This window comes from Sorangium sp. KYC3313, assembly GCF_052075895.1.
In the GTDB taxonomy this organism is placed as follows: Bacteria; Myxococcota_A; Polyangia; order Polyangiales; family Polyangiaceae; genus Sorangium; species Sorangium cellulosum_B.
The window spans coordinates 11,683,776-11,697,466 of sequence record NZ_CP197255.1 but is presented as its reverse complement, the minus strand read 5'-3'; the positions used below and the strand labels follow the sequence as shown (position 1 = coordinate 11,697,466).

At 69.6% G+C, this 13,691-nt stretch carries 12 protein-coding genes and 1 pseudogene; 4 read left to right on the top strand and 9 right to left on the bottom strand.

Going from position 1 to position 13,691, the window contains the following annotated elements; all coding sequences use genetic code 11:
• Nucleotides 1–11 precede the first annotated feature (11 nt).
• The 6 genes and pseudogenes from ACSRUE_RS44530 to ACSRUE_RS44505 all read right to left on the bottom strand — a co-directional run bounded on the left by ACSRUE_RS44530 (nucleotide 12) and on the right by ACSRUE_RS44505 (nucleotide 4,454).
• The gene (locus tag ACSRUE_RS44530) at nucleotides 12–995 is read right to left on the bottom strand and encodes an STAS domain-containing protein (protein ID WP_441288867.1); all 984 of its coding nucleotides are present in this window, start codon (nucleotides 993–995) and stop codon (nucleotides 12–14) included.
• A 223-nt stretch (nucleotides 996–1,218) separates the two neighbouring features.
• Nucleotides 1,219–1,659 (bottom strand): arsenic resistance N-acetyltransferase ArsN2, encoded by a 441-nt coding sequence (gene arsN2 / locus ACSRUE_RS44525; protein ID WP_437761553.1) that lies wholly within the window; start codon nucleotides 1,657–1,659, stop codon nucleotides 1,219–1,221.
• 290 nt (nucleotides 1,660–1,949) lie between these two features.
• A pseudogene (locus ACSRUE_RS44520) lies at nucleotides 1,950–2,048 on the bottom strand (aquaporin family protein); the annotation flags it as partial.
• Nucleotides 2,035–2,511 carry an ArsI/CadI family heavy metal resistance metalloenzyme gene (locus tag ACSRUE_RS44515; protein WP_441288866.1) on the bottom strand — a complete coding sequence of 159 codons (477 nt, stop codon included), beginning with the start codon at nucleotides 2,509–2,511 and terminating at the stop codon, nucleotides 2,035–2,037. The pseudogene ACSRUE_RS44520 and the gene ACSRUE_RS44515, both read right to left, overlap by 14 nt.
• Before the next feature lie 44 nt (nucleotides 2,512–2,555).
• The gene (locus ACSRUE_RS44510; protein WP_437761551.1) at nucleotides 2,556–2,861 is read right to left on the bottom strand and encodes an ArsR/SmtB family transcription factor; all 306 of its coding nucleotides are present in this window, start codon (nucleotides 2,859–2,861) and stop codon (nucleotides 2,556–2,558) included.
• 222 nt (nucleotides 2,862–3,083) lie between these two features.
• Nucleotides 3,084–4,454: a glycoside hydrolase family 15 protein gene (locus tag ACSRUE_RS44505; RefSeq protein WP_441288865.1), complete on the bottom strand. Its 1,371-nt coding sequence runs from the start codon at nucleotides 4,452–4,454 to the stop codon at nucleotides 3,084–3,086.
• A 414-nt stretch (nucleotides 4,455–4,868) separates the two neighbouring features.
• Here ACSRUE_RS44505 and ACSRUE_RS44500 point away from each other — a divergent pair, with 414 nt between their 5' ends.
• Nucleotides 4,869–5,771, top strand: coding sequence for a LysR family transcriptional regulator (locus ACSRUE_RS44500; protein ID WP_044963922.1), 903 nt, complete (start codon nucleotides 4,869–4,871; stop codon nucleotides 5,769–5,771).
• A 97-nt stretch (nucleotides 5,772–5,868) separates the two neighbouring features.
• A complete protein-coding gene (locus ACSRUE_RS44495) occupies nucleotides 5,869–6,291 on the top strand; it encodes a DoxX family protein (protein ID WP_437761548.1) in 423 nt (140 codons plus the stop codon).
• Nucleotides 6,292–6,349: 58 nt separating this feature from the next.
• Here the strand turns inward: ACSRUE_RS44495 and ACSRUE_RS44490 are convergent, their stop codons facing one another.
• Nucleotides 6,350–8,140: a CotH kinase family protein gene (locus ACSRUE_RS44490; protein WP_441288864.1), complete on the bottom strand. Its 1,791-nt coding sequence runs from the start codon at nucleotides 8,138–8,140 to the stop codon at nucleotides 6,350–6,352.
• Between the two features lie 331 nt (nucleotides 8,141–8,471).
• On the opposite strand from ACSRUE_RS44490, the gene hcp reads away from it, so the two are divergent.
• Complete coding sequence (gene hcp, locus ACSRUE_RS44485) at nucleotides 8,472–9,773, top strand: hydroxylamine reductase (RefSeq protein WP_441293194.1); 1,302 nt, start codon at nucleotides 8,472–8,474, stop codon at nucleotides 9,771–9,773.
• Nucleotides 9,774–9,830: 57 nt separating this feature from the next.
• Here the strand turns inward: hcp and ACSRUE_RS44480 are convergent, their stop codons facing one another.
• Nucleotides 9,831–11,285, bottom strand: coding sequence for a glucose/sorbosone family PQQ-dependent dehydrogenase (locus ACSRUE_RS44480; protein WP_441288863.1), 1,455 nt, complete (start codon nucleotides 11,283–11,285; stop codon nucleotides 9,831–9,833).
• Nucleotides 11,286–11,894: 609 nt separating this feature from the next.
• Nucleotides 11,895–12,581 carry a hypothetical protein gene (locus ACSRUE_RS44475; RefSeq protein WP_441288862.1) on the bottom strand — a complete coding sequence of 229 codons (687 nt, stop codon included), beginning with the start codon at nucleotides 12,579–12,581 and terminating at the stop codon, nucleotides 11,895–11,897.
• A 302-nt stretch (nucleotides 12,582–12,883) separates the two neighbouring features.
• On the opposite strand from ACSRUE_RS44475, the gene ACSRUE_RS44470 reads away from it, so the two are divergent.
• Nucleotides 12,884–13,675, top strand: a complete 792-nt coding sequence (locus ACSRUE_RS44470; RefSeq protein ID WP_441288861.1) for a hypothetical protein — start codon at nucleotides 12,884–12,886, stop codon at nucleotides 13,673–13,675.
• The last annotated feature ends 16 nt before the right edge of the window (nucleotides 13,676–13,691 follow it).

Below are 13,691 nucleotides of genomic sequence, written 5' to 3'. Positions count from 1 at the left end.
CGGCCGAGCGCTCACCGCTTGCGGGACGGAGCCTCTCCCCGGGGCAGCGCCGCCGGCCGATGCGCCTCTCGCTGGGGCGCGCGCGCCGCGACCATCGCGCTCCGCTGCGCCGCCCCGCGGCGCGCGGCGAGGGCCCGGGTCAGCCCCTCGGCCAGCGTCGCCGCGGTGTCGAGGCCGCCGAGGTCGACGCTGAGCTCGACCAGCGTCTGCGCCAGCGCGGGCGAGACGCCCACCAGCGTGCAGGACGCGCCGAGCAGCCGCGCTGCGGACGCCGCCCCGACGAGCTGCGCGGCAGCCCGGGCGTCGAGCGCCGGCACGCCGGTGATGTCGAGCAGCACCTGCGCCGCCTGCTGCGCGGCGATCGCCTCGAGCAGGCGCTCCAGGAGCGCGCTGGCCCGTGCGTCGTCGATCATGCCCACGATGGGAAGGCAGAGCACGCCGTCCGCGACGCGGATCACCGGGACGCTCATCGCCTGGATCGCGTCCCGCTGCGCCGCGATCACCCGCACCGTCTCTTCGAGCTCCCGGTTCCGCGCCTCCAGCGACGCCTGGAGCGCCCGCTGCTCCTCGATCAGGGCCTCGTACTTGTGCTGGATCTCGGCAGCCTCCGGGACGGCGAACTGGACCAGCACGCCCTCGAAGCCGTCCCCGGCGTCGCGCACCGGCACGCCGAAGGAGCAGACCCACACCGCTCCGCCCGTCTTGCTCGTGAGCGTCTCGTTAGCGTCGGTGTCGTAGCTGATCGGCGGGATCGCGACCTCCTCGCCGCGAAAGAACCGCTCGATGTGCGGCATGATCCCGTTCTCGGCGAGCTGCGGGTCCTCCAGCATGTTGTAGTTCACTTGCAAGAACGCCTCGGCTGGGGCCCGCCAGAGCGCTTCCCAGCCGGCGTTGACGGCGTGGGTCCTGCCGACGGGGCGGTGGATCGACACGCTGAAGCAGCGCGCCGCCATCAGCGCGCGCCATCTCCGCGCGTCCGCCCGCCACGATTCCATCTCCTGCTCCATCGCCTCCAGGCGGCGAGCCAGCTGAGCGCTATCGTCGTCCCGCTCGTATCCCATATGCCCGAGTGTTCACCGAGCGGCGCCTGGCTGTCCAGCGCCGCACCGGGCGAGCGGGCGAGCAGGCGAGCAGGCGAACGTCGCGCAGTCGCTGGGGGCAGACGGCGTCATCGATTCCACCAAGGAGGATTTCGCCAAGCTGCGCGGCTTCCTGGCCTCACACGCGGAGCACCAGGCAGGCCGCCGAGGCCGGGCAGGCGCCGGCGAACTCCGGGGAGGCGGCGAGGTCGGCTGGAACCGCCTCGCGCGGCGTCGAGGCGAAGCCGAGCGCCCGGAAATAGTCCGCAGCGGTCGTGGTCAGCAGGTAGACGGCCTCGAGCGACCCCACCCGCGCCGCATCGACGCGGTTGGCGACGAGAGCCCGGCCGAGCCCTTGCCCGTGAAGCGTCCGCACCACGGCCACGGAGCGTAGCAGGCCAACTCGCCCGTACGTCTCGAGCCCAGCTACGCCGACGAGCTCCAGGCTGCGCCGCATGACCACGTACGCGGCGGGGAACTGGTCGAGCAGGCCGGCCGTCGGCAGCTCCGCGCGGACAAGGAGCCCCCGAACCACGTCGAGATCGCCCGACGCAGCCGGCTCGATCTTCGCGTCGCTCAACTCCACCCCTCAGCCGCGATGAGCGCCTCGACGCGCGCCTTCACCTCGTCGCGAATGGCACGGACGCGCTCCAGCGGCTTTCCCTTCGGATCCTCCAAGGGCCAGTCGTCGCGTCGCACGCCTGGGGCGGTCGGACAGGCTTCGCCACAGCCCATCGTGATCAGCATGTACGCGTCCGCTGCGAGCGCGTGCGTGAGCTTCTGCGGCGTCGACTCGGACAGGTCGATCCTGATCCCCACATCACCGCAAGCAGACCGAAAGTCGCGACAAACTCGCTGAACCACTGCGGGGGCCGCCCCCATGATCCCCGACCCGACCACCGTCGCGAGAAGGAGGGCCGTCCCGAGCGCTTCGGCGACGGCCCTTCGGGTGAGATCAGCGCGCTGCATCGCCGAGCTTCGCCGGGGCGCAGCAGCCGGGCGCGCAGCACGCCGCCTCGCTCTTCGCAGGCTCGCTCTTCGCAGGCTGGCTTCCCATCACGTCCGCGTCGCCCTTCACCACGAACACCTCCCACGAGTTGCCGTCGGGGTCCTCGATCCAGACCTTGTCCTGCACCGCATAGCAACACGCGGTGTTCTCCTCCGTGAAGGTCTTGAGCTCGGCCGCCTCGAAGGCGCGCTTGGCCTCGAGCACGTCGTCGGTGCTCGCGACCTGGATGCCGAAATGGCTCGCGTTCACGCCCGTGCGCGGCGCCTCTTGCATCGTCAGGTTGAGGGCAGGCGACGCAAGGTCGAACTTGGCGTAGCCAGGTCGACGCTTCGCGGCGCGCACACCGAATGCCTTCTCGTAGAACGCGACCGAGGCATCGATGTCGGAGATGTTCAGCGAAACGTGAGGCTTGAGGACGTTCATCTCGGGTACTCCTTCCAATTTTTTAGAAATAGTGGAGAAAAAAATTAGCAGCAACCCTTCCCACGCTTGCAGCAGTCCTCCCAGATGTAGTCCGTGAGGCCGCGAAGCGCCGCGTAGTCGGCGCTGTAGTAGTGGAACGTTCCTTCTCCGCGCGTCCTTAGAACGCCGGCGTCGACGAGCCGCTTCAGGTGATGGCTCAGCGTGGATGCAGGCATGTGCACGTGCGCCTGGATCTCGCCTGCGGATGCGCCGTCGGCGCCGGCTTGCACAACGAAGCGCAGAATCGCGAGGCGGACGGGGTGACCGAGCGCGGCCAGCTGTTCCGCGTGACGCTCCAGTGTCGAGGGCACGCACTACTTCTACGGATCTAGAAGTACTGGCGCAAGGGGATTCTTCCAAAAAAATCGAAGCTGTCGAAGCGGCTGCTCGGACCCCGCCCTGCGCGGTGTTCGTCCGGATCGATCGAAGTTCGGGGTGTTCGACATGCGCGGGCTCTGGTTCATCAGCGGCAACGTCCTGCGCGATCTCGCTGCGCTCAACGAGCCTCGCCGCCGGGCACCTCCGCGCTCGGGCTACCCGTGGCGGCTCGGAAAGTCCCCCACGGCGGCCTCGCGCGCCCTGACCGCGCTCCGGAAGGTGGCGTAACTCCAGCTCAGATCGCTCACGCTGCACTCGTACCCGTTGTCGCGATCGAACTGCTCGCTCAGCTGGAGGCGATCGGAGTGGTAGATCACCGCCTCGAGCATCCTGTCGCCCGCGTCGATCAGCTTCGCCGCGATGTCTGGATCGGCGGGATCGCTCACGCCCACCTGCGCGAAGAACCTCTGCGTCGTGGCGTTCACGAGCGCGGCGGCGGGGGAGCTCTTGATCTTCGCCGCGAGCATGAAGTAGAGCTCCGCGAAGTTGCACGTCGTGAGCGCCCACGGGTGACCGGCGTCCGGACCATGATCGGACAGGTTGCCGTCGTACGTATCCTCGGGGTACCGCCCGATCATCGGCCCCCTGCTCCGAGGCAGCGCCCGATCGGCGTCGTTGATGCGGTACCGCCGGTCGCCCTCGGTGAACGCGTCGCGCACCAGCGCGGCCGTCGAGAGCAGCACCGGGTCGGCGCAGTTCGTGGAGCCGTAGACGGCCGACATGACGACATCCACGTTGAGCGTCGCTCCCCTGCCTTCGGTGGGCCTGCCGTTCGGCCCCGTGATGGACGCGTAGTACGGCTGCCCGTCGTACGTGCCCTGGTGCGTCGCCATCTGGCTGCCCAGCCACTCTGCGGCCGCCCACATGTCGTTGATGTACGGAGAGAGCCCGTGCTCGTCGGCGCGGCTGATCAGCGAGAGGAACGCCTTTCGCTGCACGGAGCGCGCATAGAAGCTGAACCCGGCCGTCTCCTCCCAGAGGTTGTGCGTCTGCTCCTTGTAGGCCGAGAGGAGGTACCGGGTGTCCTTCTCGATGATGGACCTGGCCGTGGCGAGCGCCTGCAGCGAGAGCCGATCCTCGATGGCGAGGAGGGACAGAATGCGGTGCGCCGGGCCGTCCGTCTGCGATGTCCAGTTGTCGCGCACGGTGCCGTCGATGTTGAAGCACGCCAGCGCGAACCTGCTCGCGCGCTCGGCGTTCTCCTGGCACAGCGCCGAGAACATCGTGTAATCCTCGCAGAGGGTCCGCGCCATGAAGACCGGGTTGTCGAGCGCCTCCGGAATGCAGATGGCCGCGTCCCGGATCCAGTGGTGCACATAGTCCTGGTCGGTCTGACCCCTGTCGTCCGGCAGGGACGGGGACGCGAGCACGCACCCCTTGACGGACTGCATCGCGCCCTTGCTGAAGACCCAGGTCCCCGTCGCGATGTTCCGCAGGAGGAGCACTTGCATGTACTTGCTGATCGCGTCGAACGATACGGACGAGACGTCGACGCTCGTGCTCAGGTAACCGAATGAACTGGCCATGGGACCCCCTCTCTCTCGTGGTTTGTTCCTTTATAGCGGGGCGCCGATCCGTGCGCTACGCGCGATTGCGGCGACGTGGTGTGGGAGGCCCTGCTCGAACACCTTCTTGTTGCCATCCGGTCGCACGCCCGGGCACGGGGCTTGCCCCTGTCGTGAAGGGACCCCGCGCGCGGAGCGACGCCACGACCGGCGGCGCCGGCGCGTCGAGAGGAGGCGTACGGCGGTCGCGCGCCGCGTCACGCGGCCAGCGGAGCGTCGCGGCGTTGTCGCCTTGTCTCCTCTGAACGTCGCGCTCCGCGAAGGGGCCCCGGCCGCCCGCCGCGCGGCGCCGCGTTCGCCGGGCCGCCGTGGGCGACGCCGATCCCGGGATGTTCTCCGTTGCGAACAATCCGCCCCGCCGCGCACAGTGGGCGCATGGTCGACCCGCTCTTCGACGATCTGCCCGCTCTGCTGTGCTTCGCGCGCGTGGTGGAGCGCCGCTCGTTCACCGCGGCCGCGGCGGAGCTCGGGGTGTCGAAGTCGATGGTGAGCACCCGGGTCGCGCGCCTGGAGGAGCGCCTCGGCGAGCGCCTGCTCGTGCGCACCACGCGCAAGCTCACCGTCACGGACGCCGGCATGAACCTCTATGCGCGCTGCGCGCGCGTGCTCGAGGAGGCCGCCGCCGCGGTGCGGGGCGCGTCCGACGCCGACCGGGGCCGCATCCGGCTCAACGCGCCGGTCAGCTTCGCGCAGATGTACCTGGCGGAGCCGCTCGCGCGGTTCCTCCGGGCGAGCCCGGGCGCGCACGTCGAGCTCATGCTGAACGACCGCCTCGTCGACCTCGTGGAGGAGCGCGTCGACCTGGCCATCCGGATCACGAAGCTCAAGGACTCGAGCCTTGTCGCGCGCCAGCTCGCCACGACGGCGCTGCACGTGGTCGGCGCGCCGGGCTACCTCGAGCGGCGGGGGCGGCCCGAGCAGCCGGGGGATCTCCTGCGCCACGACTGCCTGCGCTACCTCCACCTGCGCGTCGAGGACGAGTGGCGCTTCTACGGGGCCGGCGGGCGCGTCTCCGTCCCCGTCTCCGGCCCGCTGACGGCGAGCAACGGGACGGCGCTCCGCGAGGCGGCCGTGTCCGGGATCGGCCTCGCGGTGCTGCCGCGCTTCATGGTCGACGAGGATCTCGCGGCCGGGCGCCTGGTCACGCTGCTCGACGCGTTCGCGCCCCGGCCCATGGGCATCTACGCGGTGCACGCGGCCGGCCGGCGCCCGCCCGCGCGGGTGCGGCGGCTCGTCGAGCACCTGGCGGCCGCGTTCCGCGGGATCTCGTGGGCGTAGCGGCAGATCGTTCTCCCTGGAGAACAATTCGTTCCCGGGCGCGCTCTACCGTGGCGCGGCGCCGGGGCTTACTCCTCGGGTCATGGAGGCATCACCCATGAACCGTGTCGAGACGATCCTCTCCGTTCCCCGCTCGGCCGAGCTGGCCGCGCTGATGTTGCGCCTCGGGCTGGGCGCCGTGTTCCTGGCGCACGCGCTCGCCAAGCCGCTCGTGTACACGTTGCCGGGCACCGCCGCGTTCTTCGCGGCGAGCGGCTTCCCGGGCTGGACGGCGTATCCCGTGTTTCTCGCCGAGCTGCTCGGCGGCGCGGCGCTCCTCGCCGGGCTCAGGACGCGCCTGATCTCGCTCCTGCTCCTGCCGGTGATGATCGGCGCGCTGCTCGTGCACCTGCCGAACGGCTGGATGTTCGCCGGTCAGGGGGGAGGCTGGGAGTACGTCGCCTTCCTGATGATCGCGCTCGGCGCGCAGGCCCTCCTCGGCGACGGCGCGCTCGCCGTGAGCCGGCTGCAGCGCGGCTAGCGCCTCGCCGCGCACGGTCGAGAAGGGCCGCGCGATCTGCGCGGCGGCCCGCGCCGCGTCACGGCAAGTTGGCGTCCATCCAGGCGAGCCGGGCCCGCAGGAAGTCGCGCATGACCTGCAGCTGCCCCTCCCACGTCGGCGCGGTGGGGCCGCCGAGGAAGCCCTCGCTCGACTCGATGATGCTCGACACCGGCCACTTGGCGAAGTCGCGGACGACGGCCTGCGAGAGCGGCGCGCTCAGCCTGTTCATGCGCTCCTCGATCGCGGCCTCGGACAGGTGCGTCTGGCGAAGCGCCGTGTAGCGCGCCTTCACCTGCGCCATGAAGCTCGGATCCGCGGTGAGCTTCTGATACCAGTTGTTGACGTTCCTCGTGCCGCTGAAGCGCCAGCCGGTGTCGCTCTCCGATTGCGGCGTCGCGCTCTGGGCGCCCACCCCGCCGAGCGCGAAGTTGTAATCCCACAGCGGCCCGGCCTTGAGCTTCTGATCGCGATCCTTGAAATAATAGGCGCTCCGCACGTACGCGTCCACGTTGAGCGTCAGCTCGCTGATGATCAGATAATCGATGAACGACGGCACGTCGATGTACGACGCGTAATCGCCGATCGGCGTCTGGTGGATGCTGTCGTGGAACTGCTGGATGTACTGCGTCAGCCAGGTCGCCTGCTCGTCGTTCAGGGGATCGGGGTCCACGACCTCGAGATCGATCCAGCACGTGCCGCCCTCGTCGGGACGGGGACCGCCGCCGCCGAAGCTGAACGACGGGAGGGGATCCGACCCGGTGCAGGCGAGCTTCGGCTCCTCGGCGGCCGCCTGGTCGAACTTGAAGATGTAGCCGCCGCTGATGTCCGGCAGTGCCCGGTCCGTCTCCTCTAGCTCCTTGAGATCGGTGCGGACCTTGTTGTTCTTGATGGTCTCCGAGAGCCAGTAGATGCCCTGGTAATCCGCTTCGCCGATGACGCGCGCGTCGTAGTTCAGGTAGACCTCGGCCAGCTCGACGCGTGGCGCCTGGAGGCCCATGTCGCGGCCGAGGGTGTAGGTGAACGGATTGCGGATCAACGTGCGGTCGTAGTAGGGAGGGATCAGCGCCCAGTCCGAGTCGGCGGGCATGCCCAGCACCGGGTAGTCGAGGTCCTTGTCGTCGTTGTCCCACAGCTCGAGCTTGTACGGTGTTTGCGGGAAGTTCCGCGACGACTGACCGCGCACGTGGTACCCGCCGCGCATCGCCAGCGTGGGCAGCGACGCGATCGACGCGACGCCGTTGACCGGCTCCCAGATCATCACCGCCGCGTCGAAGTAGACCTCCTTGTCCGTCGGCTTGCCCATGCCGTAACCGTCCATGATCACGATGGGAAGATCGGAGGTCGCGTCGAAGGTGCGCGCGATGTAGAGGCCGGTGCTCACCGCGCCGCTCGCGGCGCCTCCCACGAACGCCTGCGCGCGGACCTGCGTCGTGACGGTGAGGGTCACGGGCTCGCCCGTGTACAACGTGGAGGACGCGGTCGGCAGCAGCCCGTCCAGCGTGTAGCGGATCTCGGCCCCCTCGATGGGGGTGGACATCCCCACCTGGATTTGATCCCTGAACGTCTGGCTGGGCGTGGAGAACGACACCTCCCCGATCAGGGAGGGGGGCGGCGCCGCGGTGCCATTGCCGTCGCCGTTGCCGCCGCCGTTGCCGTTGCCGTTGCCGCCGTTGCCGTTGCCGCCGTTGCCGTTGCCGCCGTTGCCGTCGCCGCCGTTGCCGTTGCCGTTGCCGTTGCCAGCCGGTGCCTGGCCGCAAGCAATGCTCAGAGAGAGCAGGGCGAGCGAGATGGAACGGTGAAACCGGGCAAAGCGCCCTCGTTTGACCATGGTATGATTTTCCACTGCGACCTCATTCAGAGTTCAAGGATCCTCCATTCTACTGACACACAGGGCTGCCGCGCTATCCGTTTCAGGCGCGCGCACCGTTTGCACCCCTGCGCCGTGATTGCGCCGCGGCCGGCGCGGGGCAGCGCCGGAGAGCCCGGCCTCGTCCCCTTCTGGCCTCTCCGGATGAGGGGCGAGCCGGCGGCACGAACGTTGATTGGCCTCGTGGCCGCCGAGGACGCGCCCTGCGCGGCTGCGCTGCGGCCACGCGCGCTCTCCGGCCGGCGCCCGCGCAGCGCGCGTGGGCCCACAACCCTCGAGGTCCGTCATGACCATGTTCTGCAACCAGTGCGAGCAAGCATCCCACGGGACCGGGTGCACCACGGCCGGCGTCTGCGGCAAGGACGAGGACGTGCAGTCGCTCCAGGAGCTCCTGATCTACGGCGTGAAGGGCGTCGCCGCCTACGCGCACCACGCGCGAAAGCTCGGCATGCGCGACGAGCGGGTGAACGGCTTCCTCGAGGAGGCGCTCTTCTCCACGCTGACCAACGTGAGCTTCGACCCCGAGGCGCTCCTCGAGCTCTGCATGGAGTGCGGCCAGGTGAACCTCCTTGTGATGAGGATGCTCGACGAGGGCCACCGCCTGCGCTTCGGCGAGCCGCAGCCGGCGATGGTCCGGGAAGGCACCGTGGCGGGGCCGGGGATCCTCGTCTCGGGGCACGATCTCTCGGACCTCGCCGAGCTGCTCCGGCAGTGCGAGGGGACGGGCGTGAGGGTGTACACCCACGGCGAGATGCTGCCGGCGCACGCGTATCCGGAGCTCGCGGGCCACCCGAACCTCGTCGGCCACTACGGCTCCGCGTGGCAGCACCAGAAGGCCGAGTTCCTGGCGTTCTCTGGGCCGATCCTGATGACCTCGAACTGCGTGCTCCTCCCGAAGGAGGCCTACCGCGATCGCCTGTTCACCACCGGCGTCACCGCGGTGCCCGGCGGCCGGCGCGTGCGCGGCGGCGACTTCTCCGAGGTCATCCGGGCGGCCCTCGCGAGCCCGCCGCTGCCCGACCACTTCGTCCGCGAGACCGAGGTCGGCTACCACCACGAGGCGATCCTCGCGCACGCGGGGGCCATCGTGGAGGCGGTGAAGGCCGGGAAGATCAGCCGGTTCTTCCTGGTCGGCGGCTGCGACGGCCCCGAGGCGGCGCGCAGCTACTTCACGGACTACGCCGCGCAGGCGCCCCGGGATTCGTTCATTCTCACGCTCGGTTGCGGCAAATACCGTATTCGCAACCAGGACCACGGCACCCTCCTCGGCCTGCCGCGGCTGCTCGACATGGGGCAGTGCAACGACGCCTACGGCGCCCTCCGCGTGGCCGGCGCGCTCGCCCAGGCGCTCCGCTGCGGGGTGAACCAGCTGCCCCTCACGCTGGTGATCTCGTGGCTCGAGCAGAAGGCCGTGGCGGTGCTCCTGACCCTGCTCAGCCTGGGCGTGAAGGGCATCGTGCTCGGGCCGCGCCTGCCGGCGTTCCTCTCGCCGAACGTGCTGCGGCTGCTGCAGCAGCGCTACGATCTCCGGCTGACCGCCAGGGCGCCGTCGATGGACCTGCTGCAGCTCCACCGGGCGCCCGCGAGCGCCTGAGCGCCTGTGCGCGGGCCTGCGCCGGTACGACGCAGGCCCCGCGGCTCCGGTGCTGGCTCAGTGCGATGTCGTGTACTTGAACTCGAGGATCGCCCCCGGGTTGTCCAGGACCGTCGTGACGCCGCCGGTCGGTCCGCTCGTGTTCCCCGCGGTGTCCGTGATGATGTAGAAGGTCTTGCGGTCCGGGCTCATCGCGAGATCGCGGTACCGGTTCGTGGTCTGGAAGAGGACGACGGGCTCGCCCTCCACGGTCTTGCCGTTCGGGCTCAGCTTCACCTGGTACACGGCGCCCTTCTTGAGGGAGGTCATCAGGAGAGAGTGATCCCACCCGCGGATGCCGTGCCCGGCCGGGTAGTAGTGGAGCGAGGAGGGCGCGATCGTCGGCCAGCAGATGTACTGGTTGAAGCCGCACGCCCAGTCGAAGAAGACGTAGTCGTTGGGGACGGTGTAGAAGGTGAGGAGCGGCTCCTTGAAGTCCGGATGGCTGAAGGCGCTCTCCAGCTGTCGCGGCACGGACTCGGGAGGAGCGAAGTCGCTCCAGGAGAGCTCGTTGCACGGCGTCGGGCTCGAGGCCGACCAGTTGTCGTACGTGTACGCCTGGTCGTCCCGGTAGCCGGCGACGTACGGCCAGCCATAGTTCTTGCCGGCCTGGATGAGGTTCAGCTCGTCGTCGCTCTTCGGCCCGTGCTCGTTCGCGTAGAGCTTGTCGCCCCGGCCGAACGTGAGGCCCTGCGCGTTGCGATGGCCGTACGAGTAGATATGGCTGCGGACCCCGTCGATCTTCGGGTTGTCCTTCGGGATCGAGCCATCGACGTTCAAGCGCAGGATCTTGCCCACGTATTTCGACCAGTCGTGCGCCGCGACCTCGGCCGCCGTCGGCAGCTCCTGCGCGCGGTTCGGGTTGCACATCCTGGCGAACTGGTTGTTCCCCTGATCCCCGATGGTGTAATAGAGCTTCCCATCGGGGCCGAACAGGAGCCGCGCGGAGTTGTGATCGTCGCTCCCCGGCAGGCCCGTGATGACGTCGACAGGGTTTCCGAGCGTCTCGGTCACCCGGTTGTACGTGTAGCGGCGGATCTTCGTCCTGCGGTCCACCGCTGGATCCGCCGCGACGTTGTAGGTGAAGGACACGTACACGTAGTCCTTCCCTTTGTGCTTGAGCAGATCCGGGTGCAACGCCAGGGCCAGCAGCCCGTCCTGACCTCCCGACTGGAACGCTTCCGAGACGGTGATGGCGGTCTTCTGCAGGCCGTCCTCCGGCCTCACGCGCACGACCCGCTTCCCGGTGCGCTCGGTGAGCCACAGGTAGCCATCCGGCCCCCGGACGATCCGCATCGGAAACGAGAGATCCCGTACGATCTCGCGCGAGGTGAAGGTCGGCTCCTCGCCGGAGCAATCCTCGGCATCACCGGGATCCCCGGTGACGATGGCCTGAGCATCGGACTCGAGCGGCTCGTCCGGGGGACCCGCCTGGCCACATCCGGTGAGGCTCCACGAAGCCGTGGTAAGCAAACCAACTTGAGCCAGAACAACAGCCAGGTTGCATGAGATAAAGGGCGACATAGGACTACCTCCCTGTCTCGTTCAAGGGACTTTCGTGTGTCGGTGCTAACCAGATCCCGCCGCGCCATGGCGTGGCGGGCGCGCTGGGTAAATCTCGGCATGCAACCGGGGATTGCGTGACATCCGGTAGAGCCCTCCCCGATTAGAGTAAGGTCTTTACTATAGCAAATGGGGCGCTCGCTCGCTCGCGCCGACAACGTTGATTTGCGATGTCGGTGGATGACATTGTGCGTGAACGAGCCGCTGTGTCGTTCCTGGCGCGGACATGGCTGCTCCGGTCGGCTCGAAGCCCAGCGCGAGGCGCCACCGCGCGTTGCGGCGAGCGGCGGGGCGATCCACCGCTGGCGGCGCGTGGCGCGGCGGAGGTGCTCTTACGAGACGGAGGCGAGCCGCCGGGACGCCGAGGGGCGCGCCCTTATCGCGCTCGCGGCGTCGCTTGCGCCTCGGCGGCCTTCGTGTCCGGGTCGCTGTGTCAGGACGGCCGAGCGCCGCAGCGCGGCAGCGCTCGCGATGTCGCGTGCCGCACGGCGCTCGAAGGAGCGCTGGATCTCGGTGGGGTTACTTCGCCGGCGCCGGCTCTGCGGACACGTCGAGCTTCTCGATCGAGCGCGGGGTCCCGAAGCCGGGCCCGCCGAGCGCGGTCTCGACCTTCAGATACACGTCCTGATGCCCGGAGGAGCGCGCGGCGTCGAGGAGGACGTCATTGCGGTAGAGCGTCACGACCAGCCCCGCGACGACCGACAGCGCGAGCGTCAGGCGCTGCGCCCGGCCCGTTTCGCGCGCGCGGGGCGCCGCGTAGGGCGACTCGTTGAACAACTCCGGCTCCCGCGCCTCCGGCATCCACGGCGGCGAGGTGGGCCGAGACGCCGCGAGCATCGCCGCGGGCGGCGCCTGCACCTCGGTCCGCGTCACGAGGTGAGGCGAGCTGTCGTCCAGCGCTCGGAGCGGCATCGTGTCGCCGAGCGACATCGGGGCGCCGAGCGGCATCGTGGACGACATGGGCGACGCCACCGGCGTCGGATGGTCGGAGTCCATGTTCCGCCGCGCAGGGGCGCGCGGGGGGGGCGGAGGCGGGCCCCCGCGCGCCGTGCTCGGCGGAGGACCCTGGACCTGCGCCGGCTCGGGCGGCGTCGGCTCGATTCCCGCCACGACGCCGAGCGGCTGCCAGGCGGCCATCCCGGGGCGCCAGATCTTCGTCGTCTCGTCGATCACGTCGAGACGGAACAGATCGTCGAGCTTGTCCAACGTGAGTACCTTGATGTCGTCAGGCGCGATCGCGACGTGCCAGAGGCTCTCGCGATCATCGGTTGCCGGAACGGGCGGCGCCGGGCGCCTGGCCGGAAGGGGCGGCGGTTTCATACAAAGTCCTCCCTTGCGTCCCCGAGGATGCCACGGCGCGAGCGCACCGTACACACCGACATGAGGCTCCGCGTGCTTTCGAGACGGTGCGGATTTTTGCAATGAGTGAGGTGTGACCCGTGGCGCTGGCGGGATCCTCGTCATGCCGGTATCCTCGCCGGCGATGGCGGCGGAGCATGGAGGCAGTCATGAACATCGCGGATGAGGCGATCGCGGCCGGCAACAGCGCTGGATCGTCCAGCTTCCGACGCTGGATGCGCGTGATGCCGGCGCTCCTCCTCGTCGCGGCCGCCGCGTTCGTGGCGGCATATTACGTCCCGCTTCACCGCGCTCACGTGCTCTTGCTGGAGGAGCAGCGGAAGTCGAACCAGAAGGCCAAAGAGCTCGAACAGACGCTGAGCCAGGTGCGCGGGGAGCTCGAGGCGAAGACGGCGCAGATCGAGAAGGGCGAGGCGGAGCGGCAGCAGACCGAGGCCGCGAAGAAGTCGGGCGTCGAGCGGGTCGCGCAGATCAAGGCGGAGCTCGCGGGGAAGCTCGACAAGCACGTCAAGAAAGGGGTCGCGGCGGTCGCGGTCGCGGAGGGGCAGGCGTTCGTCGCGCTTTCAGAGGGCGCGGTGTTCCTCCCCAACACGGTCGACGTGAGCCCGCAGGGGCAAGCCCTCCTGTGCCAGGTCTCGGGCGCGCTGTCCGCGAGCGGCGGCGGCCAGGCGCCGCTGCGCGTCGGCGCGGTCAGCGGTCCTCCGGCCTCGGTGCCGGCCCCCTTGCAGGCCGCCTATCCGACGCCGTGGGAGCTCTCCGCGGTCCGCGCGGCGACCGTCACGCAGACGCTCCAGGACAAGTGCGCGGTGGCAGGGGCCCGGCTGTCGGCGGTCGGGTACGCCGAGCACGACCCCGCGGCCGCCGCGCTCGGCGAGACCAAGCTGGCGCCGGGGCGCGTCGAGCTCTCCGTCGCGCTGCCGGCGGCCTCCGCGGAGAAGTGACGGTCGCGCGGGCGCT